This is a genomic window from Duganella levis (assembly GCF_009857605.1).
GTDB classification, from domain to species: domain Bacteria; phylum Pseudomonadota; class Gammaproteobacteria; order Burkholderiales; family Burkholderiaceae_D; genus Rugamonas; species Rugamonas levis.
This window is the reverse complement of record NZ_WWCT01000001.1, coordinates 487870-512622: the sequence shown is the minus strand read 5'-3', so window position 1 is coordinate 512622 and position 24753 is coordinate 487870. Positions and strand designations below refer to the sequence as shown.

The window sequence follows — 24753 nt, the reverse complement described above, 5'->3', positions numbered from 1 at the left end:
ATGATGAAAACCCGGCACCCCTATCGATGCTGGCAACTTCACCAACTTACTTTTTAGAGGCTCCCATGAAACGCATCGTCATCACCGCCGCCCTGGCCATCGCAGCATTCGCAGGCTCGGCGCAAGCCGCTACCACCACCATCACCGGCCTGAAAAACACCGGCGTTGGCACCAGCGGCAGCACCGACAACAATTACAAGCTGACCGCCGCCAGCAGCGACACCACGATCACCAACACCAAGCCGTTCATCACCTATGACACCCAGTGGCCGGTGAGCCCATGGCTGGCCAACAGCGGCGATTCGAAATGGATCACGCCGACCAGCACCCAGGGCCAGACCTTTGACGCCTGGAATGCCGGCACCTACACCTACACGCTGTCGTTCAACCTGACCGGCTACAACGCTACCACCGCCTCGTTCGCCGGCCGTCTGGCGGCTGACAACGCCGTCACCGTCAAGCTGAACAACCAGGTCATCGGCAGCGCCGCCGGCTTTACCGACTGGACCTCGTTCAACGCGACCAGCGGCTTTGTCTCCGGCGTCAACAAGCTGGACTTCGTGGTCACCAACTGGCAGCAGAACGGCGGCAATCCGACCGGCCTGCGCGTGGAATTCGGCACGTCGAGCATCGCTGCTGCGGTGCCGGAACCGGAAACCTACGCCATGATGCTGGGCGGCCTGGCGTTGATGGGCGTAGTTGCCCGTCGCCGCAAAAATAACGCTGTCTGAACCGAGTACGTTACCGCAAGTTCAACCGCCCTCCGGGGCGGTTTTTTTATTCGTGACCGGAAAACAGGGCTTGATGACATCCCCGAGCGGATTGGTCGCATATTGTTGCGCGCAACTTGCCGTTTGGCTAAGGTAGAGCTTCCTTCAATTCCGGAAAGCGCAACAGCATGAAGACCTTCCTCGGCGGCCTGTCCGCCATCGTGGCCATGGGCCTGGTTGTGCCGGCCAACGCGGAAGACGCGCAAGGACAGTGGAGCGGCGTGATCGCCGGCCAGTTGACCGTGGTGCTGGACGTCAGCAAGAGTGCCGACGGCCAATGGCAAGCCACGCTGGCCAGCCCGAGCCAGTCGTTCTCGTCCAAGGTCGAGCAGCTGAACACCGACGCCACGCATCTCAGCTTTGCGCTGCCCAAATTACAAGCCAGCTATCAGGCCGCGTGGGACGATCAGGCCAAGGCCTGGACCGGCACCTGGACCCAGGGCCAGAAAGCGCCGCTGACGCTCAAGCGCGTGCAACCCGGCGCGGCAGCTGTGACGGCGCCGTCACGGCCGCAGGAAAAAGCCATTGCCGCCGCTGCGGCGACCTACACCAGCGAGGAGGTCAAGTTCGCCAGCTCGGCCGCCGGCGTGCAACTGGCCGGCAGCCTGTCCTTGCCGAAAGGCGCCGGGCCATGGCCGGCCGTGGTGCTGGTGCACGGCTCCGGACCGAATACGCGTGACGAAGAAGTCTTTGGCCACAAGATTTTCCTGGTGCTGGCCGACCATCTGGTGCGCCAGGGCATTGCCGTGCTGCGTTACGACAAGCGCGGCATCGGCGCTTCCAGCGGCGACTACAAGATCGCGACTACACACGACTTTGCCGACGACGCGCAAGCGGCCGTCAACTTTCTGCGCACCCGGCCGGAAATCAACACCCGCCACCTCGGCATCATCGGCCACTCCGAAGGCGGCCTGATCGCGCCGATGGTCGCCGCGCGCGCCCCGCAACTGGGCTTCGTGGTGCTGATGGCCGGCCCCGGCGTGCGCGGCGAATTGTTGATGGTGGAACAGCTGGCGTACCACAGCGAGGGCGACAAAGCCGCCAGGCAGCGCGCCATGAATCAGGCCATGCTGGCCGCCATCGTCGCCGAGCGCGATCCGGAGCAGGCGCGTATCAAAGCCCAGGCCATCCTCGAACAGGGTGAACGTGACGATCTGGTGGTGCAGGGCGCGGCGGCGCTGGAGGCGAAAACCTTCACCACGCCGTGGTTCCGCACCTTCCTCAGCCTGGAGCCGGGGCCGGCCCTGCGCGCTATGCGCCAGCCTGTCCTGGCCTTGAATGGCGAGCTGGACCGTCAGGTGCCGGCCAAGCTCGACCTCGACGCGATGCGCATCGCACTGGCCAACAACCCGCGCGCCGTGGTAAAAGAGCTGCCCAAACTAAACCACCTGTTCCAGACCGCGACCACCGGCGCGCCTGCCGAATACGGGCAGATCGAGGAAACGCTGGCGCCATCGGCGCTGGCCGTAATGTCCGACTGGATTCGCAGTCAGGTGCAGTAACCGCTTTATTGAATGCATGTGATGAACCGACCCACCGTACCAGACGCCGCCAATGAACAGCCGATTCCCGCTCGCCTGGCCGGCCAACTGGCGGGCTGGTCGGCCAAGGCGCGCCAGTATCCGGTGTTCAGCCGCACCTGGTTTGCTTATCGCGCGCGCTCGTTCCTGTTGCCGGTGCTGAGTTTTACGCTGTTCCTGCTGGTGCTGGCCAGTCTGATGCCGTCATCGCTCTCCAAACCGGCCGAGTTGGTGACGCTGTTTGCCGTCTGGCCGCTGGTGGTGGTGGCGCTGTTTCTGGGGCGGTGGCTAGCAGTGCTGGTATGCCAGCGCGGTTGGCCGCCGCGCCGCGAACTGGCCGGCGTGCTGGCGGCGCTGCTGATCGGCGTGCTGGTGGCTGGCTATATCTCCCAGTTTACCCGCGTGCAGAACTCGCCGTCGGAGCGCCTGATCAATGGCATCGTCTGGGCCTTTGTGTTGCTGTGGCTGGGCGGCGTGGGCGACCTGATCGCCTACCTGCGGCAGCGCCGCCGCCTGCAAGATGCCCATCTGTTCGAGCAAATGGAGCGCTACAAGGACGAGCGTAATCAGGTGGCGATGCGGCTGTCGTTGCTGGCCAGCCAGGTTGAGCCGCATTTTTTGTTCAATACGCTGTCGGGCGTGCGGGCGGCGATCATCAGCGACCCGGCGCGTGGCGTCGCCATCATCGATCATCTGGTCGACTACCTGAGGGCGACGATTCCGCAGATCCGCGACGATGGCGCGCAACTGCTGGTGCCGCTGGCGTCGCAGCTGGACGCGGTCAGCGCCTATCTCGGCGTGATCCACACCCGCTTGCCACGGCTGGCCTTCCGCGTCGACTGCCCGGACGAACTGCGGCACTGCGCGGTGCCGCCGCTGATGCTGATCTCGCTGGTGGAAAACGCGGTCAAGCACGGCATCGAACCGAAGAAAGGGCCGGTGGAAATTGTCGTCAGGGTCAGCCGGCGCGACCAGCAACTGGTGTTGGCGGTGGCCGACGATGGCATCGGCTTCGGCGGCGGTGCCAGCGGTAGCGGGATCGGCCTCAGCAACATCCGCGAACGGCTACAACATCTGTACCAAGGCCAAGCGGCGTTGACGCTGACCGCGCGCGAGCAGGGCGGACTGCAAGCCAGCATCAACCTGCCTGTGCAAGCTTTGCCAACCAAGGAGTCCTGAATGCCGACCGCCCTGATCGCCGATGATGAAGACTTGCAACGCGGCGACTTGCGCCGGCTGCTGGCCCAAGTCTGGCCGGAACTGGACATCGTGGCCGAATGCGAAGACGGCGACGAAGCGCTGGCCGCCATCGCCGCGCACCGGCCCGACATCGCCTTCCTCGACATCCGCATGCCCGAGCTGAGCGGGCTGGACGTGGCGCGCGCCAGCGAAGGCCGCTGCCGCGTGGTGTTCACCACGGCCTATGACGCCCACGCCGTCGAAGCGTTTGGCGTCGGCGCGCAGGACTACCTGCTCAAGCCGATCGCGCTGGACCGCTTGACGCAGACAGTGGAGCGCTTGCGCAAGCAACTCGCCGCCGGCGCCGCCATGCCCGATCTGCTGCGCATGATGGGCGAGGTGGACCGGCAATTGCGCGTGAGTGCGCAGGCCGAGCGTATCCGCTGGATCAGCACGAATAGCGGCAACACCATCAAGATATTCCCGATCGAAGAAGTGCTATTTTTTGAATCGGACAGCCGCTACACGCGCGTGGTCAGCGCCACCGATGAGGGATTGGTGCGCACGCCGATCAAGCAGCTGCAACAAGGACTCGATCCTGGCCAGTTCTGGCAGATACACCGTGGCACGCTGGTCGCAGTCCGCGCCATCGCCCGCGCCCGCCGCGACGAAGCGGGCGCCATCACCGTCGAGCTACGCGACCATCCGGAACAACTCAAGGTCAGCCAGACCTACGCCTGGCGCTTCAAGAGCGACGTCTACGTCGGGTAGATCCTTTGGACGTTGAAGCCTTCGTCGTTCGTTGGCGGTGTAAAGAATTGAGTAATCTGGTCGAACTCCGCTTCGCTGGTACGGAATTGATGCGTCGCTTCTTCGTTGCGCCGATTCAATCTTCTTTTGCATTCCTCATCGCTCACATCCAGGAAATGCAGGCAATGTGAAGCGGACGTGTTCGTAATGATTGTTTTCATCCAGCTTCGACTGGCGAGCGTATTGGCCGGAAAATCCAGCACGACCGAACTGCCTGCGGCCAGGATATCTTCGACCAGTGGCTGGATAGCGCTTCTCAGTTTCGTTGTGCAGCGAACATAATCCGCCACTGATTGAATTTCGCCGGGGTAGACGGTCGCGAGCAATTTATCCTCGCTGATGAGTACCGTGTTTGGCGCTCGTGCCAACTGATTCGTCAGGGTAGATTTTCCGGCGGCGATTTTTCCGCATACAAGATGCAGCGTCGGACCACATGAGGGAGCAGCGGGGGTGGCGGCGTGAACTTCAGTTTTCATGGAACTCTCCTTTTTTTTAAAAATCCTAAAGGCGACGTCCCAAAAAAAGAAACCGCCTCCAGGGCGGGCTTCTTCGGTAGTAAAGAAAGCTAACCCGCCATAAAAATAATGGCGATAATAATCGACAGCTTGTGGAGGCGTTGGGTAGGCTGCATGCCCCGAGCATTGCATAGCTGAAGATATGTGTCAACAAAAGAGCGTTCGCCTACCTGTCGTTGGGGTCAGTTCTGCCAAATGCACACGACCTCAGCGCTACAGTCGTTGGGGTCAGTTCTGCCAAATGCACACGACCTCAGCGCGACATCGAGGAAATACGGTATCAACTGTGCTAGGTCATGGTGATAATTAATCGTCGGCGTAATTTGCGTTGATGAGCCGACCTCTAAGATTGGAATTTGCTGGCGCCCTTTATCATGTGTATTCACGGGGCGACCGACGACAAGCAATTTACCACGACGATAGTGATCGACTCGTGTGGTTATCAGTGCTTGAACGAATCTGTGCTCGGTTCAACTTTACTGTGCACAGCTTTTGCCAGATGACGAACCATTACCATTTGCTTGTCGAGACTGGGGAGGCAAATCTGTCTGCCGGAATGCGGCAACTTAATGGCAACTACTCCCAATACTTCAATCGCCGTCATGACTTCGTGGGGCATGTTTTCCAAGGCCGTTATCATGCAGTTTTAGTGCAAAAGGAAACCTATTTGCTTGAGTTGGCACGGTATATCGTGTTGAATCCGTTGAGAGCAGGGATTGTGGCGACTTTGGACGATTGGCAGTGGAGCAGTTATCCGCTAACGGTTCAGCATCAGCCTGCACCGCCCTGGTTGCAGGTCGACTGGTTACTAAGCCAGTTTGGCGCTACAAGGTTGGAAGCGATCCAGGAATATCGGCAGTTCCTGGCGGCTGGCGTAGGCAAGGCGAATCCGCTTAACAGCACGCGGCATCAGTTATTGTTGGGGGATGACAGCTTTCTCGCTCAGCACTATGCTGAACCATCCGAAAATCGATTGAGCGAGGTGGCCCGGGTCCATCGCCGAGCGTTAGCGCTGTCCCTCGCGGACTACCAGTCAAAATTTCCTGACCGCGAACAAGCAATATTGCACGCATATCTTTCTACTGCTTATACGATGAAACAGATCGGTGAGTATTTCAACGTGTCCAACCGTACCGTCAGCAGGATAGTGCGAAAGCTGGAATGCCTACCCTCCAGTCCGTGTGCATTTGGCAGAACTGACCCCGAATAAAAAGCCGCCCAAAGGCGGCTTTTTATTGCGGCGGCTCAGGCTCAGTCAGCCGCGTAGATGTTGTTGTCCTTGGTCTCTCCAACGAATACCGCGCCGATGACGACGGTGATCAGGGCGATGATGATCGGATACCACAGGCCGTAGTAGATGTCGCCCTTGAACGCCACCAGCGCGAACGAGATGGTCGGCAGCAGGCCGCCGAACCAGCCGTTACCGATGTGGTACGGCAGGGACATCGAGGTGTAGCGGATGCGGGTCGGGAACATCTCCACCAGCATGGCGGCGATTGGGCCGTACACCATGGTCACGTACAGCACCAGGATGAACAGGATCAGCACCACCATCGGCTTGTTCATTTGCGCGTCATCCGCCTTGGCTGGATAGCCGGCTGCCTTGATGGCGCCGCCGACTTCTTTCTTCAGCGCGGCTTCCGTATCCTTCGATGGTTTGTCGAAGTTCAGGCCATCCGGCGTCATGACGGCGTTGAACGACGAGATTTCCTTTTCGCCGACCTTGATCTTGGCCACGCTGCCAGCTGGCGCGTCTTGCGTGGTGTAGTTCACCGAGGCGTTGGACAACATGCCGGTGGCGATGTCGCACGACGATGGGAATTTCTTGGTGTTGGTCGGGTTGAACTGGAAGTGGCACGAAGCCGGATCGGCAATCACCACCACCGGCGAATTTTTCAGCGCGGTCTCCAGCTGCGGATTGCCGTAGTGGGTCAGGGCGCCGAACAGCGGGAAGTAGGTCGCTGCCGCCAGGATGCAGCCGCCCAGAATGATCCACTTGCGGCCAATCTTATCCGACAGCATGCCGAAGAAGATGAAGAACGGCGTGGCCAGGGCCAGCGACAGGGCGGTCATGATGTTGGCGCTGGCGCCGTCGATCTTCAGCACTTGCGTCATGAAGAACAGCGCATAGAACTGGCCGGTGTACCACACCACTGCCTGGCCCATGGTCAGGCCGATCAGCGCCAGGATCACCACTTTAAGGTTGCGCCATTGACCGAAGGCTTCGCTCAGCGGCGCTTTCGATGTCTTGCCCTCGGCTTTCATCTTGGCGAAGGCCGGCGACTCATTCATCGACATGCGGATCCACACCGACACGCCCAGCAGCAGTACCGACACCAGGAACGGCACGCGCCAGCCCCAGGCATTGAAGGCTTCTTCGCCGACGGCGGTACGGGTGCCCAGGATCACCAGCAGCGACAGGAACAGGCCCAGCGTCGCTGTGGTCTGAATCCAGGCGGTGAACGAGCCGCGCTTGCCAGCCGGCGCATGCTCGGCTACATAGGTCGCTGCGCCGCCGTATTCGCCGCCCAGCGCCAGCCCTTGCAGAATCCGCAGCCCGACCAGCACAATTGGCGCGGCGATGCCGATCGCCGCATAGCCCGGCAACAGGCCGACAATAAAGGTGGAAGCGCCCATGATCAGGATGGTGATCAGGAAGGTATATTTACGGCCGACCATGTCGCCCAGGCGGCCGAACACGATGGCGCCGAACGGACGGACAATGAAGCCGGCGGCAAACGCCAGCAGCGCGAAGATGAAGGTAGTGGTCGGTTCGCCGATGAAGAATTGCTTGGCGATGATAGGCGCCAGCGAGCCGTACAGATAAAAGTCGTACCACTCGAATACGGTGCCGAGCGAGGAGGCGAAAATCACCTTGCGCTCTTCGGCCGTCATCGGCGTGGCCTGCTTGGTTAGGTTGCGGGTATCCGCGGTACCGCTATTTGCCATGATGTGTCTCCTTTGATTTTATAGGATGTTTTGTCCCCAGCTGAGATAGTTAGCACTTCGTCAGCTTGATCCGAGTTTGGGCGCTGAACCTTACGCGATGCTTTCACGAGGCTTACGCGAAACTTACAATAAATTTTGCGAACGACCGTACTAAAACTATGCTATTCTGGATTGATAACACCTTCACTATAGGAGACTTCTCATGATCGATGCCGTCATTGTTTCTACCGCCCGCACGGGCCTGGCCAAATCCTGGAAAGGCGCGTTTAACATGACGCACGGCGCCACCTTGGGTGGCCATGTGTTGCAAGCTGCAATCCAGCGCGCCAACCTGGAAGCCGGCGAAGTGGAAGACGTATTGGCCGGCTGCGCCAATCCGGAAGGCGCCACCGGCGGCAATATCGCGCGCCAGATCGCCCTGCGCGGCGGCTGCCCGGTGACCACCGCCGGCATGACCATCAACCGTTTCTGCTCGTCCGGCCTGCAAACCATTGCCACTGCCGCCCAGCGCATCATCGCCGGCGAAGGCGAGATTTATGCGGCCGGCGGCGTCGAGTCGATTTCCTGCGTGCAGCAGGAGATGAATATGCATATGTACAAGGAAGTCTGGCTGTCGAAAAACAAGCCGGAAATCTATTGGCCGATGCTGCAAACCGCCGAAACCGTCGCCAAGCGCTACAACATCAGCCGCGAGCGTCAGGATGAGTACGGCGTGCAAAGCCAGCAGCGCGCCGCCGCCGCCCAGGCCGCCGGCCTGTTCAATGCCGAAATCGTGCCGATGACTACGGTAATGGGCGTGGCCGATAAAGCCACCGGCCAGCTGCTGTCGCGTGAAGTGACCATTTCGGCCGACGAAGGCATCCGCGCCGATACCACGTACGAAGCCGTATCCAAGATCCGCAGTGCGGTGCTGGGCGGCGTCATCAGCGCCGGCAACGCCAGCCAGTTTTCGGATGGCGCCTCGATGGCCATCGTGATGAACGCGCAGACCGCCGCCGCCAAGGGCTTACAGCCGCTGGGCGTGTTCCGCGGCTTCGCCGTGGCCGGCTGCGAACCGGATGAGATGGGCATCGGTCCTGTATTCGCCGTGCCCAAGCTGCTGAAGAAAGCCGGCCTGAAAGTCGAGGACATCGGCCTGTGGGAACTGAACGAGGCGTTTGCGGTGCAGGTGCTGTATTGCGCCGACACGCTGGGCATCCCGATGGACCGTCTCAACGTCAACGGCGGCGCGATTGCGGTCGGTCACCCGTATGGCGTGTCGGGCGCGCGCCTGGTCGGCCATGCGCTGATCGAAGGCAAGCGCCGCGGCGTGAAATATGTGGTGGTCACCATGTGTATCGGTGGCGGCCAGGGAGCGGCAGGCCTGTTCGAAGTGGTGTAAGCACCATGCGCTCGACCATTCTGTCGCGCCGCGACCTGTCCTTCATGTTGTACGAGTGGCTGGACGCGGAGGCGTTGACACGCCGCGCCCGGTTTGAGGACCATAACCGCGAGACCTTCGACGCCGCGCTCGATACGGCTGAGCGTCTCGCCACCGATCTGTTCGCCAACCACAACAAGAAGGCCGACGCCAACGAGCCGCATGTGGTGGACGGCAAGGTGCAGATCATCCCCGAGGTGAAGACGGCGCTGGAAGCGTTTTCGCTGGCCGGCCTGATGGCGGCCGGCCAGGACTACGAGCGCGGCGGCATGCAGCTGCCGGTGGTGGTCGAGAAGGCGCTGGCGGCGTATTTCACCGCCGCCAACGTCAGCACCTCGGCCTACACCTTCCTGACCATGAGCAACGCCAACACCTTGCTCAAATGCGCGACGCCGGCGCAGATTGAAACCTACGTCAATCCGATGCTGGCCGGCCGCTTCTTCGGCACCATGTGCTTGTCCGAGCCGCAAGCCGGCTCCAGCCTGTCGGACATCACCACCCGTGCCGTGCCCGACGGCGAGAGCCAGTACCGGATCACCGGCAACAAGATGTGGATCTCGGCCGGCGAACACGAGCTGGCGGAAAACATCGTCCACCTGGTGCTGGCCAAGATCCCCGGCGAAGACGGCAAGCTGATCCCCGGCGTCAAAGGCATCTCGCTGTTCATCGTGCCGAAGTACCTGGTCAACGACGACGGCAGCTTGGGCGCGCGCAACGATATCTCGCTGGCCGGCCTCAACCACAAGATGGGCAATCGCGGCACCACTAACTGCCTGCTCAACTTCGGTGAGAACGGCGGCGCCATCGGCTATCTGGTCGGCGAGCCGCACCACGGCCTGGCGAATATGTTCCACATGATGAACGAGGCGCGCATCGGCGTCGGCCTCGGCGCGGCTGTGCTGGGCTACACCGGCTACCTGCACGCGCTGGAATACGCGCGCAACCGGCCGCAAGGTCGCCACCCGGCGCAGAAAGACGCAGCGCAACCGCAGTTGCCGATCATTCAGCACACCGATGTGCGGCGCATGTTGCTGGCGCAGAAAGCCTACGTTGAAGGCGGCCTCAGCCTGGTGCTGTACAGCGCCCGCCTGGTCGACGAGCAGAACACGGCCGAAACGCCGGAAGCCCGCGAACATGCCGGACGCCTGCTGGATTTTCTGACGCCGATCACCAAGTCGTGGCCATCGCAATGGTGCGTCGAGGCCAACAGCCTGGCGATCCAGGTACACGGCGGTTATGGCTACACGCGCGAATACAACGTCGAACAGTTCTACCGTGACAACCGCCTGAACGCCATCCACGAAGGCACGCACGGCATCCACGGCCTGGACCTGCTGGGCCGCAAGGTGAGCTTGCAGGATGGCGCGCTGTTCCGTGCCTTTGGCGCCGAGCTGCGCAAGACGATACGCAAGGTGCGCGGCAGTGTTGGCGCGCCGGATGCGGTCGGTCCGGGGCTGGCCACCATCAGCGTCGAACTGCTGGCGCACGCCGACGCGCTGGAGCAGGCCTGGCAAGGCGTGGAAGAAGTCACTCAGAAGTTGTATGCTGTCGGCGATTTGAACAAGACGCTGGCCAACGCCAGCATTTATCTGGAAGCGGTCGGGCACGTGGTGGTGGCGTGGATCTGGTTGCAGCAGGCCTTGCTGGCGGCGGCGTCGCTGGCCAGCGGCGATACTGATTTCTATCGCGGCAAGCTGCAGGCGTGCCTGTATTTCTTCCAGTGGGAGCTGCCCAAGGTGGGGCCGCAGCTGGAACTGCTGGCCAGCATAGACACCACCACGCTCGATATGCAGGATGCCTGGTTCTAATCAGGAATAATCAAAAAAACCAACGAGGAGACACGATGCGTACTACCCAAGAACTGTTTTCACTGGCAGGCAAGACCGCGCTGATCACCGGCGGCTCGCGCGGCCTCGGCCTGCAAATGGCGCTGGCGCTGGGCGAGCAGGGCGCCAAGGTCGTCATCTCGGCGCGCAAGCAAGCCGAACTGGATGAAGCCGTCAGCTTCCTGACGCAGCGCGGCATCAGCGCGCACGCGGTCGCCGCCGACCTGGCGCAGGACGCCCAGGCCGAAGCATTGGTCGACGCCGCCATCGGCCACCTCGGCCATATCGATATCTTGATCAACAACGCCGGCGCCAGCTGGGGGGCGCCGGCCGAAGACCATCCGGTCGAAGCCTGGGACAAGGTGATGGACCTGAACATTCGCAGCATCTTCGTGGTGTCGCAGCTGGTCGGCAAGCGTTCGATGATTCCGCGCCAGTCCGGCCGCATCATCAACATTGCCTCGATTGCAGGTCTGGCCGGCAACCCGCCGGGCACCATGCAGACCATCGCCTACAACACCTCGAAAGGCGCGCTGGTCAACTTCACCCGCACGCTGGCTGGCGAATGGGGCCGCTACGGCATCACCGTCAACGCGCTGGCGCCGGGCTTCTTCCCATCCAAGATGACCAAGGGTTTGCTGACCGCCATGGGCGACCAGCTGATCGGCCATGCGCCGCTCAACCGTCTGGGCGATGACGAAGATTTGAAAGGCGCCGCCGTGCTGTTCGCGTCCGACGCGGGCAAGCACATCACCGGCCAGATCCTGGCGGTGGACGGAGGCGTGTCGGCGGTATGAGCATTCCCGAAACATACCAGCGCATCGTGCTGGCCGAACGTCCGCGCGGCCCGGTCAAACCGGAGAATTTCCGGCTGGAGACCGTGCCGGTGCCGTCGCTGGCCGCCGGTGAGCTGCTGATCCGCAATCACTACCTGTCGCTGGACCCGTATATGCGCGGCCGCATGAGCGCGGCCAAGAGCTACGCCAACTCGCAGCAGCTGGACGACACCATGATCGGCGGCACCGTCGGCCAGGTGATCGCCTCGCGCAACGACTTCTACCAGGTCGGCGACTACGTCAACGGCATGCTGGGCTGGGCCGAGATGGGCGTGTCGGACGGCCTGCTGCTGCGCAAGCTCGACACCACGCGCATTCCGCTGTCGGCGTTTCTTGGCGTGGTCGGTATGCCGGGCATGGCGGCGTGGTACGGCTTCAACCAGATCATGGAAGCGGCGGCTGGCGAAACCGTGGTGGTATCGGCCGCCAGCGGCGCGGTCGGTAGCGTCGTTGGCCAATTGGCGCGGCTGCGCGGCTGCCGCGTGGTCGGCATCGCCGGCGGCCCGGAGAAATGCGGCTACGTGGTGGACGAACTGGGCTTCGACGCCTGCGTCGACTACAAGGCCGGCAACCTGGAGGCCGACCTGGCCGCCGCCACGCCGGACGGCGTCGACGCCATCTTTGAAAACGTCGGCGGCGCCTGCCTCGACGTGGCGCTGGCCCGCACCAACGCCTTCGCCCGCATCGCGCTGTGCGGCCTGATCGCCGGCTACAACGGCGCCGACATGCCGATCAAGAATGCGCGTGTGCTGTTGATCAATCGCCTGACCGTGCGCGGTTTTATCGTGACCGAGCACATGGAGTTTTGGCAGCAGGGCTTGCAGGAACTGGCCGTGCTGGTTGCAAATCGTCAAATCAAATACCGCGAATCGGTGGCGGACGGCCTGGCTGCCGCGCCGGAAGCGTTCATGGGCCTGCTGCAAGGGCGTAATTTTGGCAAACAACTGGTGAAGCTCATTTAAAAATGAAAACATTCCGAGACAAAGTCGCCGTCATCACCGGCGGTGCAAGTGGTTTGGGCCGTCAATTCGCAAACATCGCCGCGCGCGAGGGCATGAAGCTGGTGCTGGCCGACGTGCAGGCCGATGCGCTGGAGCAGGCCACCGCCGAGCTGCGCGGGCAGGGCGCCAGCGTCATCTCCCAGCTGTGCGACGTGCGCAAGGGTGAGCAGGTGCAGGCGCTGGCCGACGCGGCGGTGGCCGAGTTTGGCGCTGTGCATCTGCTGTTCAACAACGCCGGTGTCGGCTCGGCCGGGCTGATCTGGGAAAACACCGAGGCGGACTGGGAATGGGTGATGGGCGTCAACGTCTGGGGCGTGATCCATGGCGTGCGCATCTTCACCAAGCTGATGCTGGAAGCGGCCGCGAAAGATGCTGCGTTTGAAGGGCATATCGTCAACACGGCGTCGATGGCCGGCCTGCTGAATGCGCCGGCGATGGGCGTCTACAACGTCTCCAAGCATGCGGTGGTGTCGCTGTCGGAAACGCTGTATCACGACTTGCAACTGGTCGGTGCACCGATCGGCACCTCGGTGCTGTGCCCGTATTTTGTGCCGACCGGCATCAGTCAGTCGCATCGCAACCGTCCCGAGGATGTGCGCATGACCGCCGGCCCGACCGCCAGCCAGATCGCCGCGCAGGTAATGACAGACAAGGCGGTTTCGTCGGGCAAGGTATCGGCCGAGGAAGTGGCGGAGATTACCTTCAAAGCGATTGCCGACGGCCAGTTCTACATTTACTCGCATCCGGATGCGCTGGCTGGCGTGCGGCTGAACCTGGAAAGCGTCGTGGCCGGCACCAATCCGCCGGACCCGTATGCTGCGACGCCGCAAATCCGTGAGCTGCTGAAGGCCAAAATTCAGGGTGCTTCCAAACCGCTGGGCTGACGTACTACAATCGTGCTTTTGCTGAACAGGATCACAACGATGAGCAAGCACGAAATCAAACTGGGCGACTGGGGCACGCTGAGCGCCGACGCCAAGGCCATCCGCACCGAAGTCTTCGTTGAGGAGCAGGGCGTTCCTGCCGAGCTGGAAATGGACAGCATGGACGCGCTGTGTCTGCACGCGGTGGCCTACGAGGCTGATGGCACGCCGGTTGGTACCGGTCGCCTGCTGCCGGACGGTCACATCGGTCGCATGGCGGTGCGCAAGTCGGCGCGCGGCAGCGGTGTCGGCGGCGAGTTGTTGCAAGCTTTGATGGTGCAGGCCAAGGCACGCGGCGACCTGCTGGTGGCGCTGAGTGCGCAAACGCACGCGGCGCCGTTCTACCAGCGTCACGGCTTCGCCATCGAAGGCGAGGAGTTCTACGAAGCGGGCATCGCCCACATCAACATGCAGCGCAGCTTCTAAGCAAGCATTTGGGCGATGCGGGCTAGCGGCGCGGCGACGTCGATGTCTGACGCCACGCCCTCGTGCAGGTCGGCGATCATGCGGGCGCTGAGACATAAGCGCAGCGCTCCGGCCGCCGCCGGCTGACCCAGCTGGTAACGGCGCGTGCCAATGGCCGGCAGTTGCAGTTGAAGATATACACGGCGCGCCTCGGCGGCATCCAGGAGGTGGCCGTCAGCGCCACGCAGCGTGAACGGGAAGATGGTTTGCACGCTGTCCCAGCCGGGCGACACGCCAAGCGCCGAACGGTCGATGGCGGCGACGGGCAGCGGTGTGAACGCCGCATTCTGCATCAATCCACGCGTCACCGCATCCTCAAAGTGCTTCACCCAGTGCAAGCGCACCGTCTGCGGCACAGCAGCAAAACGCTCCATTTCCGTCAGCGCCGCCTCCCAACGCAGCAGCATGCCGAAATTGCTGTGGCTGGTAACTGCCTCCACCGCATTGGCCGCCATCGCGCGTGGCAGCAGCAGGGCGCCGCTGAAAGTCGGCCCGGTCAGGAACTTGGAGCCAGTCAGCGCCAGCATGAAACCCTGCGCCAGATACGCCCGCACCGTCACCGGGTCCAGCCGGAACTGGCAAGCATCAACCAGTACGTCCAGATGATCCGGCCAGCGTGCCCGCAGCGCCTGCACCGAGGCGATCGACGGCGCAATCAGCCCAGTCTTGCTGACGTCGGTAAGCACTAGCAGTACCCGCTGCCCGCGCGAAGCCGCCTTATCAACGATGGCGGCGTACTCGGCATCGACCTCGCCGGCGTCGCGCAAACTGCCATCCGCATGCCGCACCGCCACCATATGCGGCGCACCTTGACGCGGCCCGAGCAAGGCCAGTGGCACGCCGCTGCCGGTCTCGGCGCCGTCGATCAGCACCGTGCACTGCGGCTGCCGCAAATTGGCTACCAGCATGAACAAATCGGTGCCGGACGGCGCCAGCAGCGTCATCGGGCTGTCTTCCGGCGCGCAGCCGCAGTAGGCCAGCAAGCGCTGCCGCACGGCGGCCAAGGCCCGCCGGTACACCACCAGTTCCGGCTCCCCCCGCATGGCTTGCACGCAGCGCTGCCGCAACGCATCGGCGGCCTGGTAAGCATAAGGGGAAATATGTGAGGCGGTGGACGAACCCAGCGACACCAGGTCGGTGTCCGGCGTCGGCCGGCAGCCATAGCGGGAGCGGCCTGTGCCGGCATCCAGTGTCAATCTGTCATCGCCGCCGGCAAGCAGCAGATCGTTCGTCGGGGGAAGTTGGTGCAGATCGGCGGCGTGCTTGATCAAGTTGGAGTACTATGCCTTGCTATTAATCAGCAGGCCTTTCATGCTATTGAGGTTCTTGGCAATTTCCAGCGATTCTACGGACGGAAGCTGACGCAAGACCTGCTTGGTTTCAGTATCGATCACCTTGACCACCGACAGGCCACTGTGGTCATCTATACTGAACTCTACCTCACTATTGTTTTCGAGGAAACGATTTATCGCGTCAACTGATTTTTTTAACTCAGATTTACTAGGAGTTTTCAACGCAGGATCGTCTTTACCGGCGACAATAGATTGTGCGGATGCTGTATCCGTATTTTTGTCCAGGGCAGGCAGGGGCAACACCGCCCACGTGGCGGTGGTGGTGGGTAGCGAATCTAATCGGTTGATGCTGCTCGTGTCCATGCTGGTTGGGTTCCTTCGTTCGCGCGGGAGATTTGCTTTGGATAAAATGCCCCGCTACTGGCATTAACGGCAGGTCTGAAGAAAAATTGAGTCACATGGCAAAAAAAACGCAAGAAAATTTCGCTGGCCCACTGGAGCCGGCAGATTGGCAGCAATTCCGCACGCAGGGCCACCGCATGCTGGACGATATGTTCGACTACTTGCAGGGCATCCGCCAGCGGCCGGTGTGGCAGCCGGTGCCGGACCAGGCCCGCGCCGCCTTCCGCAGCCCGCTGCCGGCGCAGGGAAGCGATCTGGCCGATGTCCACCAGCAATTCATGGACAACATCCTGCCGTATGCGGTCGGCAATACGCATCCCGGCTTCTTTGGCTGGGTGCACGGCGGCGGCACGGCGGCCGGCATGCTGGCCGAGATGCTGGCGGCCGGTCTCAACGCCAACTGCGGCGGCCGCGACCATATCCCGATAGAAGTCGAACGCCAGGTGGTGCGCTGGATGGCTGAGCTGTTCGGCTTCCCATCCTCGTCTTCGGGCCTGTTCGTCACCGGCAGTTCGATGGCCAATATGATTGCCGTGCTGGTGGCGCGTTACCGCGCGCTGGGCCGCGAGGTGCGAAGCCACGGCATTCCACCCAAGCGCCAGCTGGTGGCGTACGCCTCGGCCGGCGCCCATGGCTGCATCGCCCAAGCCATGGATTTGGCCGGCCTCGGCAGCGCCAACCTGCGCAAGATCCCGATGAATGCGCGTTTCCAGATGGATATCACGGCGTTGGAAACCGCGATTACCGCCGACCGCCAGGCCGGTTTGCAGCCGTTCTTTGTGGCGGGCACGGCGGGCACGGTCGATGTCGGCGCGATTGACGAGCTGCCGCTGTTGGCCGCTATCGCCGAGCGTAACGGCCTGTGGTTCCACGTCGATGGCGCGTATGGCGCGCTGGCGGCACTGTCGCCGGAATTGCGGCCGCTGCTGGACGGCATTGAACTGGCCGATTCCATCGCCTGCGACTTTCACAAGTGGGGCCAGGTGCCGTACGACGCCGGCTTTATCCTGGTGCGCGATGGCGAGATTCATCTGGATACCTTCGCCAGCCGCGACACCTATCTGCGCCGCGACGCGCGCGGCATGGCGGCCAACTCGCCGTGGCCGTGCGATTTCGGCCCCGACCTGTCGCGCGGCTTCCGCGCCTTGAAGACCTGGTTCACCTTCCAGGTTTTCGGCGCCCAGCGCATCGGCCAGGTGATTTACGAAACCTGCTTGCTGGCACGCTATCTGGAAGAACGCATCCAGGCGCAGCCGGAGCTGGAATTGCTGGCGCCGGTGGCGCTGAACATCGTCTGCTTCCGCCACCGAGCGGCTGGCCATGCCGATATCGACGCCTTCAACGCTGCGCTGATCGCCGACGTGCAGGAGTCCGGCATTGCGGCTCCCTCCGCTACGACGGTACGCGGCAATTTGGCGATCCGCGCCGCCATCGTCAACCACCGCACCGGCCAATCAGACATCGACGCGCTGCTGGATGCAGTGCTGCAATTGGGCGCCACGCGCCTGTCCCTTACCAACACGGAGTCCGCATGACATTTGACGCAAGCACTATCGGCCAGCACAACGCCCCGCTGATCGGCGTCGCCCCCCTGATGCGCCGCGCGTTTGCCGGCGAGGATCTGTCGCCCATCGGCCAGGTGTTGCTGGAGCGCGCCCAGACCTATCCCAACGATGCGCACGCCTACATGGATTTCTCGACCGTGCTGCAACTGACCGGCAATCGTGACGATGCGCTGGCAGTGCAGGCGGAAGCCATCATGCTGCAACCGCATTACACCATTCCCGCCGCATCGCCGGGCCTGACGCTGCTGGTGCTGATGGGGCCGGGCGATTTGATGGCCAACACGCCGGTCGAATTCCTGGTCGAAGACAGCGACGTCACGCTGGAGTTGCTGTATCTGCGCGCCGACGAAGACTTCCCGGAGCAGGTGCCGGACCACGACGTGATGCTGGTGGCTGTGGCCGAATCGGAAGCCAACCAGCCACTGCTGGAACGGCTGATCGACTACACCAGCGACTGGCCGCGGCCGGTCATCAATCGCCCAGCCCAGTTGCGAGCGACTTCACGTGACGGCCTGAGTGCGGCCCTGCGCGGCCTGCCGGGCGTGGAAATGCCGGTCGCCGTGCGTACCGGCCTGAGCACGCTGAATGCCATCGCGGCAGGCACCCAGACCATCGACAGCTTGCTGCCGGATGGCGGCTTCCCGATCATCGTTCGGCCGTTGGGATCGCATGCCGGTACCAACCTTCAGAAGATCGACACACCTGCCGCCCTGGGCCAGTATCTGCTGGAAGTGGAGGGGCCGCAGTTCTACGTGTCGCGCTTTGTCGACTATCGCGGTGCAGATGGCCTGTTCCGTAAATACCGTATTGTGCTGATCGAAGGCAAGCCGTACATCTGCCACTACGCGATTTCGCAGAACTGGATGATTCACTACCTGAACGCCGGCATGACCGAAAGTGCCGAAAAGCGCGCCGAGGAAGCGGCGGAAATGGCGCGCTTCGACCAGGGCTTCGCCTTGCGCCACCAGGCCGCGCTGCAAGCCATCGACCAGCGCATGGGCTTGCCTTACCTCGGCATCGACTGCGCCGAAATGCCGAACGGCGACCTGCTGATCTTCGAGGCCGATAACGCCATGATCGTCCACTCGATGGACCCGGAAGACATGTTCCCCTACAAAGCGCCGGCCATGCGCAAGGTGTTCAAAGCCTTCCGTGAACTGCTGGCCAAATCAGTGGGTTGATTTCGAAAAAACGTTCATGACGACCACGCCCGCCACAATCAGGGTCATCCCGATGAGGGCGGGCGTGTCGAGCTTTTGACCGAACAGAATCCAGCTAGCCAGCGAGACCAGCACAATCCCCACGCCTGACCAGATCGCGTAGGCAATCCCGACCGGGATCGATTTCAAGGTAATCGACAAGAAGTAAAACGCCACCATGTAGCCGACGATGACGATAATCGACGGCACCAGCCTGGTGAATCCCTCACTGGACTTCATGGCCGACGTTGCAATCGTCTCCGAGACAATGGCGATCCCCAGCGCTACCCATTTATTCATTGCTGCCTCCGTTTAATGAATCAGCACTTCATGCAGCGTGGCGGGGGCGTCGGTGTAGAGTTTGACGACGGTGGAGGTGCGGGTGCCGTAGCTCGGGCTTTCGATGCGGACGGCAGACAGAACGCGTTCCAGGTCCAGCGAGACGCCGGTTTCCGGCAGGCGCTGGTCAGACGCTGGCGTGGTGTCGGACAGCATCTCGAAGAAGGCTTCTTCCGGCGCGCCGAGGCACAGCAGGCTGGCGAACTGGGCTTTGGTCTTCAGCACCTTCGGCCACGGCGCATCCAGCAGGGCGTTGGACAGGCCGTAGATGCCGGCTTCCAGCGGCTGGCCGTTGCGCGGGTCGTGGTCGCCTTTGTTGGAGTACCAGATCAGCGTGTCGCGGTCGCCCAGCACCAGGTTGAAGCCGTTGTACTGGTCGGCCGTGGAGCGGATGGCGGCGACGTATTCCTGTGGCGTCATGCTGCCGGCCAGGTAGTCAGCCACCAGCCGGCCGCGCGACGGTGCATCATCCCTGTGCTCGGACGGCGCGCGGATGTTGGTGATGGCGGCAAAGCGCGATGGCCCGCCGTCCGCACCCGGCTGGGTGATGCCCATCCAGCTGCCGCCGGCCTGCAAGTCGCGGCCGGCGTAGATTTGCGGATGTTCGGGCCACGGACCGGCCGGTGCGGTGGCGCGCTGGTAGTATTCATCGCGGTTGGCGGCAGCGATCAGCGGCACCGCCGGCACCACCTGCCAGGCAAAGACAATCAGGCACATGGGGCGACATCCATAAAAACTTCCGTGTGGCGCAGGCCGGTGGTGAACTGGTCCACGCCCGCCTGGGCGACAGCTTCTTGCAGCGCCGCCGCGAAGCCTTCCGGCACGGATGGATAAACTTCCATCCACGTCTGCACGTCTTCCTTGGTGTTCGGACGGCGCTTGAGTTGCCCCGTCACGCCGTGGTACTGCGCCAGTCCAGCTTGCATCGGCACGACTGCCGCCAGCAAGGACGCCGCGTCGCTGTCCTTGACCTTGTAGTAGATGTAGAGATCCATGCTAGAGATCGAGTGGTTCCAGCACATACGGCATGGCCAGGAAACTCAAGGCCGTGCCTTGCGCCGAACCCAGTCGCACGGAAGCCGCCTCGATGGCTGCCAGCTTCATTTCCACCAGCGCATCGACGCCGCCCTGGCCGTTAGGCGCTGCGTTGACGATCATGCCGCATGGCTGCTCCGGATCGGCTGTGGCAAACACTTCCATGCCGGCGGCCGCCGTCGCGTCAGGAATGCTGACCAGCGTGGTGCGGCGCTTGAGCTTGCCCAGATACTGGCTGCGGGCGACGATTTCCTGGCCCGGATAGCAGCCTTTCTTAAAATTGACGCCGCCCAGCAGCTCGTAGTTGATCATCTGCGGCACGAACTGTTCCTGCGTCGCCTTGCTGATGTGCGCCACGCCGGAGTGGATTTCCGACAGGTGCCACGCATCATTGCTGCCGACGCTGAGCTTGTCCGCCAGTTCCGGTACCACGGTTTCGGCAGTCTCGGCCGACATCAGCCACTGGTAGCGCGGCGCGCCGAAAACGTCGGATACGCGGATCAGCGTGCCAAGCGGATGATCGAGCTTGGCGAACGGTTTGGCCGGCAGCGTGTCGAACCAGGTTTGCAGCGTGGTTTCGGCCAGTCCGCCGCCCAGGCCCAATACAACGTGATTGGCCGGCAGTTCGGACGCGTCGCTGAGCTTGGTCTTGGCGCGCAGCACGAACATCGACAACCGCTTCTGGATCGCCGGCTGGATGTCGCGCGCCAGTTGCAGGAAGATAGTCGTGTCGTTGCGCCACATCAGGAACGAGGCCAGCAAGCGGCCTTTCGGCGAACAGTAACCGGCCAGGCGCGCTTCGCCCTGGCCGAGGTGTTCGACGTCGTTGGTCAGTTGCGTGTGCAGGAAGTTGGCGGATTCCTCGCCATCCAGCGCGATCAGGCCGAGGTCGGTGATCGGGGCGACAAAACCGACTGCCAGCTGCGTTGTGGTCAGCGGGACGGCCTGCTGCGTTAAAAGTTCATTCCAGGAAGGCATAATTTTCAATCTTTTGACGGTGAAAGCATTATCATTACGGGCTCATTATAGTGATGTCGCGCCGATCGCGTCGGACGCGGCACAAAACATCGCACTGGCGCACTGGGTCAGGAACTGGCAAGCTGTGCGACTTGATCCAATCAGATGGCTTTAATAATGGCTTTTATCAAAAAAATAATTAGTCTGTGTGTTGTGCTGGCCATCGTTGGCGGCGGGTATTTCATGTACTGGTCGCAGAATCCGATTATTCCGGCCGACGCCGAAGCGATTGACTTCACCATTACTCCCGGCAGCGGCGCGCATGCGGCCGGCCAGCAGATCGCCGAAGCGGGCGTGCCGATCCAGCCCTTGCTGTTCAACCTGCTGGCGCGCGCCACTGGCAAGAGCAGCAAGCTGAAAGCCGGTTCCTACGAACTCAAGCCCGGCTCGACGCCGCTGCGCCTGATCGACCAGCTGGCGCGCGGCGAGTTCGCGCAGGAACAGCTGACCATCATCGAAGGCTGGAACTTCCGCCAGATGCGGGCTGCCATCGCCGCCCACAAGGGGCTCAAGCATGACACCGTGGCGCTGTCTGACACCGAGCTGATGACCGCGATCGACGCAGACTACAAGCAGGCCGAAGGGCTGTTCTTCCCGGATACCTATCTGTTCGCCAAGGGTTCCAGCGACCTGCAAATCTACAAGCAGGCGCACGCCATCATGCTGACCCGCCTGGCCGACGCCTGGGCCAAGCGCGATCCGGCGCTGCCGTACAAGAATCCGTATGAGGCGCTGACCATGGCCTCCATCGTCGAAAAGGAAACCGGCCAGAAGTCGGAGCGCGCCATGATTGCCGGCGTATTCGTCAACCGCCTCAAGCTGGGCATGCTGCTGCAGACCGATCCGACCGTGATCTACGGCATGGGCCTGAAATACGATGGCAAGATCCGCAAAAAGGATCTGGAGACCGACACCCCGTACAATACCTACACGCGCGCCGGCTTGCCGCCGACCCCGATCGCGCTGCCGGGCGTGCAGTCGCTGATGGCGGCGCTGTCGCCGGCCAAGACCGCCGCACTGTATTTCGTCTCCAAGGGCAACGGCACCAGCCAGTTCTCGGACAACCTGAACGACCACAATCGGGCAGTCAACCAGTATCAACGATAAGAGTAAATGGGTAAATTCATCACCTTCGAAGGCATCGATGGCGCCGGCAAGTCCACGCACATTGCCTTCGTCAGCGATTACATCAAGCAGCGCGGCATCGAGCTGGTCAGCTCCCGCGAACCGGGCGGCACGCCGCTGGGCGAAAAACTGCGCGAGATCGTGCTGCACGAAAAAATGCATCTGGAAACCGAAGCGCTGCTGGTGTTTGCCAGCCGCCGCGAACACCTGGCGCAAGTCATCGAACCGGCCTTGGCGCGTGGCGCCTGGGTCATTTCCGACCGTTTCACCGATTCCACCTTCGCCTACCAAGGCGGTGGCCGCGGCATGAGCCTGGCCAAGCTGGACGCGCTGGAGCAGTGGGTGCATCCTGAATTGCAGCCGGACCTGACGCTGTTGTTCGACGTGCCGCTGGACGTGGCGCGTGCGCGCCTGGACGCTACCCGCGAGCTGGACAAGTTCGAGCAGGAACAGAGCGACTTCTTCGCCGCCACCCGTACTGAGTACCTGCGCCGCGCGGCCGAGTTTCCGCAGCGCTTCCGCGTGATCGACTCGACCCAGAGCATCGCCGAGATCCAGCAGCAAATTGCCGCCATCCTCGACGCGTTCTTTTGAAATAGAATACTGAATAATGAGTCATTCCATCTACCCGTGGCAGGAATCGTCGTGGCAGCAGCTGCAAACGCTGCGCCCGCGCATGCCGCACGCCATCCTGTTCCATGGCGCCGCCGGGATAGGCAAAGCCGATTTCATCGAGCAATTCGCGCAAGGTCTGCTGTGCGAGAACGTGCAGCCGGACGGCCACGCCTGCGGTACGTGCGCATCGTGCGGCTGGTTCTCGCAGCACAACCATCCGGATTACCGCCGCGTGCGGCCCGAGTCCATGGAGGACGAGCCGGCCGCCGACGAGGAGGGCGAGGGCGAGAGCAAGAAGGCCGCCAAGTCGAAGACGCCGTCCAAGGAAATCAAGATTGAGCAGATCCGCGCACTGGCGGATTTCATGAATATTTCCACTCACCGCCAGGGTTTGCGGGTGGTGGTGCTGTATCCGGCCGAAGCGTTGAACACGCCAGCCTCCAATGCCTTGCTGAAAACGCTGGAAGAACCGCCGCCGGGCACCGTGTTCCTGCTGGCGTCCAACAGCCTGGACCGGTTGCTGCCGACCATTTTGTCGCGCTGCCGCAAGTTTGCCTTGCCGATGCCGAACCATGCCGAGGCGCTGGCCTGGCTCAAGGAACAAGGCGTCCCGGACGCCGATAGCTGGCTGCGCGAGCAGGGCGGCGCACCGCTGGCCGCCATGGCGCAAGCTGAAGCCGGCAGCCGCGAGGATCTGGAAACGCTGCTGCAATTGCTGGCCCATCCGAGTGTGGAAGGCGCCTTGAAAGTCGCCGACAAGTTGCAGAAAGTGCCACTGAGCGGCCCTGCGTCCTGGTTGCAGCGCTGGCTTTACGATGTGTTTTCGTACAAACTGGCAGGTAACATCCGGTATTATCCGCGCTACCAGAAAGAGCTGGCCAGCCTGGCCGACAAGATCCACGTCAGCCGCCTGCTGGCCGCGATCAAGAGTGCGAACGAACGCCGCGCGACGGCCGATCACCCGCTGTCGCCCAAGCTGTTTTTGGAAGAGATGCTGCTGGATTACGCCAGCTGCTGCGCCTGAAAGGTAAGGAATGTCCGCTGCCAGCCCACTCGACCCGAACACCGTGCCAATGACGCCACGGCCGACGGTGCTATCGCTGGCAATCAAGGAAAAGGCCGCGTTGTACGCGGCCTATATGCCGTTCCTTAAAAACGGCGGCATGTTCGTGCCGACCCAGAAGCCGTACAAGCTGGGCGACGAGATCTATCTGATCCTGGCGCTGATGGACGATCCCAACAAATACCCGATTGCCGGCAAGGTCGCCTGGATCACGCCGCCCGGCGCGCACAACAACAAGGCGCAGGGCATCGGCGTGCATTTCCCGGACGACGAGAGCGGCCAGCGCGCCAGGCTGAGAATTGAAGAAATCCTCGGCGCCGCGCTGCGCTCGTCACGCGCCACTCACACCTTGTAGTGGATCGGCCGGCTGTCGACGTCAAACACCGACGCGCGGCCGCCCGACAGCACCATGCTGAACGCAGTGCTGTCGTTCAAGCCGCCACGCGAACTGGCGTACAGGTGGCTGAAGTCGCCGAAGCCGTGGTCGTGCGGCTGGCTGGCGTAGGCGTCGATTTCCAGCTCGTCCACGCGTAATTTCAGCCGCTCCACCGTTTCACGCAGCGCGGCCAGCTCCTGCTCTTTGTCTTCCATGGCCTGCTGGTGCTCGGCGTACAGCGCGCGGTAGCGGCGTTCGGCGTCGTCGTGCAGCTGGCCAGCCAATTGTTCCACCATCACTTGCAGGCTGCGCGCCGTGTCATCCCGTTTGATGCCGGGCTGGCCGTCTTCGTCGCTCAGTTCCTTCAGGTGGCGGTGGATGGTCGACTTGGAGCCGGTGCCCAGCGCGGCCCGCACCGCATCGACGGACGGGTAGCGTCCCTCGGCCAGCAGCTGGTCGCGGCTGGCCTTGACTTCCGATTTGCTTAATCCTATGCGTGCCATGTTCTTGT

Annotated in this window: 26 protein-coding genes; 17 read left to right on the top strand and 9 right to left on the bottom strand. The window is 62.4% G+C overall.

Translation table 11 applies throughout. The features are described from left to right. The first annotated feature begins 65 nt into the window (after nt 1-65). The 4 genes from GTP69_RS02285 to GTP69_RS02270 all read left to right on the top strand — a co-directional run bounded on the left by GTP69_RS02285 (nt 66) and on the right by GTP69_RS02270 (nt 4240). Nucleotides 66-731: a PEP-CTERM sorting domain-containing protein gene (locus GTP69_RS02285; protein ID WP_161053341.1), complete on the top strand. Its 666-nt coding sequence runs from the start codon at nt 66-68 to the stop codon at nt 729-731. Nucleotides 732-898: 167 nt separating this feature from the next. Then, complete coding sequence (locus GTP69_RS02280; RefSeq protein WP_161053340.1) at nt 899-2272, top strand: alpha/beta hydrolase family protein; 1374 nt, start codon at nt 899-901, stop codon at nt 2270-2272. 21 nt (nt 2273-2293) lie between these two features. Beyond that, nucleotides 2294-3469 (top strand): sensor histidine kinase, encoded by a 1176-nt coding sequence (locus tag GTP69_RS02275; RefSeq protein ID WP_161053339.1) that lies wholly within the window; start codon nt 2294-2296, stop codon nt 3467-3469. Then, complete coding sequence (locus GTP69_RS02270) at nt 3470-4240, top strand: LytR/AlgR family response regulator transcription factor (RefSeq protein ID WP_161053338.1); 771 nt, start codon at nt 3470-3472, stop codon at nt 4238-4240. Here the strand turns inward: GTP69_RS02270 and GTP69_RS02265 are convergent. Next, the gene (locus tag GTP69_RS02265; protein WP_161053337.1) at nt 4228-4755 is read right to left on the bottom strand and encodes a P-loop nucleotide/nucleoside kinase family protein; all 528 of its coding nucleotides are present in this window, start codon (nt 4753-4755) and stop codon (nt 4228-4230) included. The genes GTP69_RS02270 and GTP69_RS02265 overlap by 13 nt on opposite strands. A gap of 370 nt (nt 4756-5125) precedes the next feature. Between GTP69_RS02265 and GTP69_RS02260 the strand changes: the two genes are divergently transcribed. Further along, nucleotides 5126-6004 (top strand): transposase, encoded by an 879-nt coding sequence (locus tag GTP69_RS02260; protein WP_161053336.1) that lies wholly within the window; start codon nt 5126-5128, stop codon nt 6002-6004. Between the two features lie 41 nt (nt 6005-6045). Here the strand turns inward: GTP69_RS02260 and GTP69_RS02255 are convergent, their stop codons facing one another. Next, on the bottom strand, nt 6046-7743 hold the full coding sequence (locus GTP69_RS02255) for an MFS transporter (protein WP_229260764.1): 1698 nt from the start codon (nt 7741-7743) through the stop codon (nt 6046-6048). Nucleotides 7744-7945: 202 nt separating this feature from the next. Here GTP69_RS02255 and GTP69_RS02250 point away from each other — a divergent pair, with 202 nt between their 5' ends. Genes GTP69_RS02250 through GTP69_RS02225 form a run of 6 tightly spaced genes read left to right on the top strand, consistent with a single transcriptional unit; the run spans nt 7946 to nt 14175 of the window. Then, complete coding sequence (locus GTP69_RS02250) at nt 7946-9124, top strand: acetyl-CoA C-acyltransferase (protein ID WP_161053335.1); 1179 nt, start codon at nt 7946-7948, stop codon at nt 9122-9124. 5 nt (nt 9125-9129) lie between these two features. Next, a complete protein-coding gene (locus GTP69_RS02245) occupies nt 9130-10971 on the top strand; it encodes an acyl-CoA dehydrogenase (RefSeq protein WP_161053334.1) in 1842 nt (613 codons plus the stop codon). Between the two features lie 35 nt (nt 10972-11006). After that, a complete protein-coding gene (locus GTP69_RS02240) occupies nt 11007-11786 on the top strand; it encodes an SDR family oxidoreductase (RefSeq protein ID WP_161053333.1) in 780 nt (259 codons plus the stop codon). Next, entirely contained in the window at nt 11783-12787 is a 1005-nt protein-coding gene (locus GTP69_RS02235) for an NADP-dependent oxidoreductase (RefSeq protein ID WP_161053332.1), read from the top strand. The genes GTP69_RS02240 and GTP69_RS02235 overlap by 4 nt, the downstream gene beginning before the upstream one ends. A gap of 2 nt (nt 12788-12789) precedes the next feature. After that, a complete protein-coding gene (locus GTP69_RS02230; RefSeq protein WP_161053331.1) occupies nt 12790-13710 on the top strand; it encodes an SDR family oxidoreductase in 921 nt (306 codons plus the stop codon). A gap of 39 nt (nt 13711-13749) precedes the next feature. After that, a complete protein-coding gene (locus GTP69_RS02225) occupies nt 13750-14175 on the top strand; it encodes a GNAT family N-acetyltransferase (protein WP_110847854.1) in 426 nt (141 codons plus the stop codon). On the opposite strand, the gene GTP69_RS02220 is transcribed toward GTP69_RS02225, so the two are convergent. Continuing rightward, complete coding sequence (locus tag GTP69_RS02220) at nt 14172-15485, bottom strand: hypothetical protein (RefSeq protein WP_161053330.1); 1314 nt, start codon at nt 15483-15485, stop codon at nt 14172-14174. The two genes, GTP69_RS02225 and GTP69_RS02220, sit on opposite strands and share 4 nt — an antisense overlap. Nucleotides 15486-15494: 9 nt before the next feature. Continuing rightward, the gene (locus tag GTP69_RS02215; RefSeq protein ID WP_161053329.1) at nt 15495-15869 is read right to left on the bottom strand and encodes a flagellar protein FlaG; all 375 of its coding nucleotides are present in this window, start codon (nt 15867-15869) and stop codon (nt 15495-15497) included. 95 nt (nt 15870-15964) lie between these two features. Here GTP69_RS02215 and GTP69_RS02210 point away from each other — a divergent pair, with 95 nt between their 5' ends. After that, the gene (locus GTP69_RS02210; protein WP_229260763.1) at nt 15965-17443 is read left to right on the top strand and encodes a pyridoxal phosphate-dependent decarboxylase family protein; all 1479 of its coding nucleotides are present in this window, start codon (nt 15965-15967) and stop codon (nt 17441-17443) included. Further along, nucleotides 17440-18654, top strand: coding sequence for an ATP-grasp domain-containing protein (locus GTP69_RS02205; RefSeq protein WP_161053328.1), 1215 nt, complete (start codon nt 17440-17442; stop codon nt 18652-18654). Before GTP69_RS02210 ends, GTP69_RS02205 begins: the two co-directional genes overlap by 4 nt. On the opposite strand, the gene GTP69_RS02200 is transcribed toward GTP69_RS02205, so the two are convergent. From GTP69_RS02200 to ygfZ, 4 genes are read right to left on the bottom strand one after another with little or no spacing between them, the layout of a single operon-like run. After that, a complete protein-coding gene (locus GTP69_RS02200) occupies nt 18643-18972 on the bottom strand; it encodes an SMR family transporter (RefSeq protein ID WP_161053327.1) in 330 nt (109 codons plus the stop codon). The genes GTP69_RS02205 and GTP69_RS02200 overlap by 12 nt on opposite strands. A 12-nt stretch (nt 18973-18984) precedes the next feature. Beyond that, nucleotides 18985-19728, bottom strand: coding sequence for an NRDE family protein (locus GTP69_RS02195; RefSeq protein WP_161053326.1), 744 nt, complete (start codon nt 19726-19728; stop codon nt 18985-18987). Further along, nucleotides 19719-20006, bottom strand: coding sequence for a DUF4936 family protein (locus tag GTP69_RS02190; protein ID WP_161053325.1), 288 nt, complete (start codon nt 20004-20006; stop codon nt 19719-19721). Before GTP69_RS02190 ends, GTP69_RS02195 begins: the two co-directional genes overlap by 10 nt. Before the next feature lies 1 nt (nt 20007). Next, entirely contained in the window at nt 20008-21024 is a 1017-nt protein-coding gene (gene ygfZ / locus GTP69_RS02185) for a CAF17-like 4Fe-4S cluster assembly/insertion protein YgfZ (RefSeq protein WP_161053324.1), read from the bottom strand. 156 nt (nt 21025-21180) lie between these two features. Here ygfZ and mltG point away from each other — a divergent pair, with 156 nt between their 5' ends. The 4 genes from mltG to GTP69_RS02165 are packed head-to-tail and all read left to right on the top strand — an operon-like array spanning nt 21181 to nt 24221. After that, nucleotides 21181-22170, top strand: coding sequence for an endolytic transglycosylase MltG (gene mltG / locus GTP69_RS02180; RefSeq protein WP_202424263.1), 990 nt, complete (start codon nt 21181-21183; stop codon nt 22168-22170). A 6-nt stretch (nt 22171-22176) separates the two neighbouring features. Further along, nucleotides 22177-22782, top strand: a complete 606-nt coding sequence (gene tmk, locus GTP69_RS02175; protein WP_161053323.1) for a dTMP kinase — start codon at nt 22177-22179, stop codon at nt 22780-22782. Nucleotides 22783-22798: 16 nt separating this feature from the next. Continuing rightward, complete coding sequence (locus GTP69_RS02170) at nt 22799-23827, top strand: DNA polymerase III subunit delta' (protein WP_161053322.1); 1029 nt, start codon at nt 22799-22801, stop codon at nt 23825-23827. Between the two features lie 10 nt (nt 23828-23837). Further along, nucleotides 23838-24221 carry a PilZ domain-containing protein gene (locus GTP69_RS02165; RefSeq protein ID WP_174821652.1) on the top strand — a complete coding sequence of 128 codons (384 nt, stop codon included), beginning with the start codon at nt 23838-23840 and terminating at the stop codon, nt 24219-24221. Here the strand turns inward: GTP69_RS02165 and GTP69_RS02160 are convergent. Next, nucleotides 24209-24745: a DNA-binding protein gene (locus GTP69_RS02160; protein ID WP_161053321.1), complete on the bottom strand. Its 537-nt coding sequence runs from the start codon at nt 24743-24745 to the stop codon at nt 24209-24211. The genes GTP69_RS02165 and GTP69_RS02160 overlap by 13 nt on opposite strands. Nucleotides 24746-24753 lie beyond the last annotated feature (8 nt).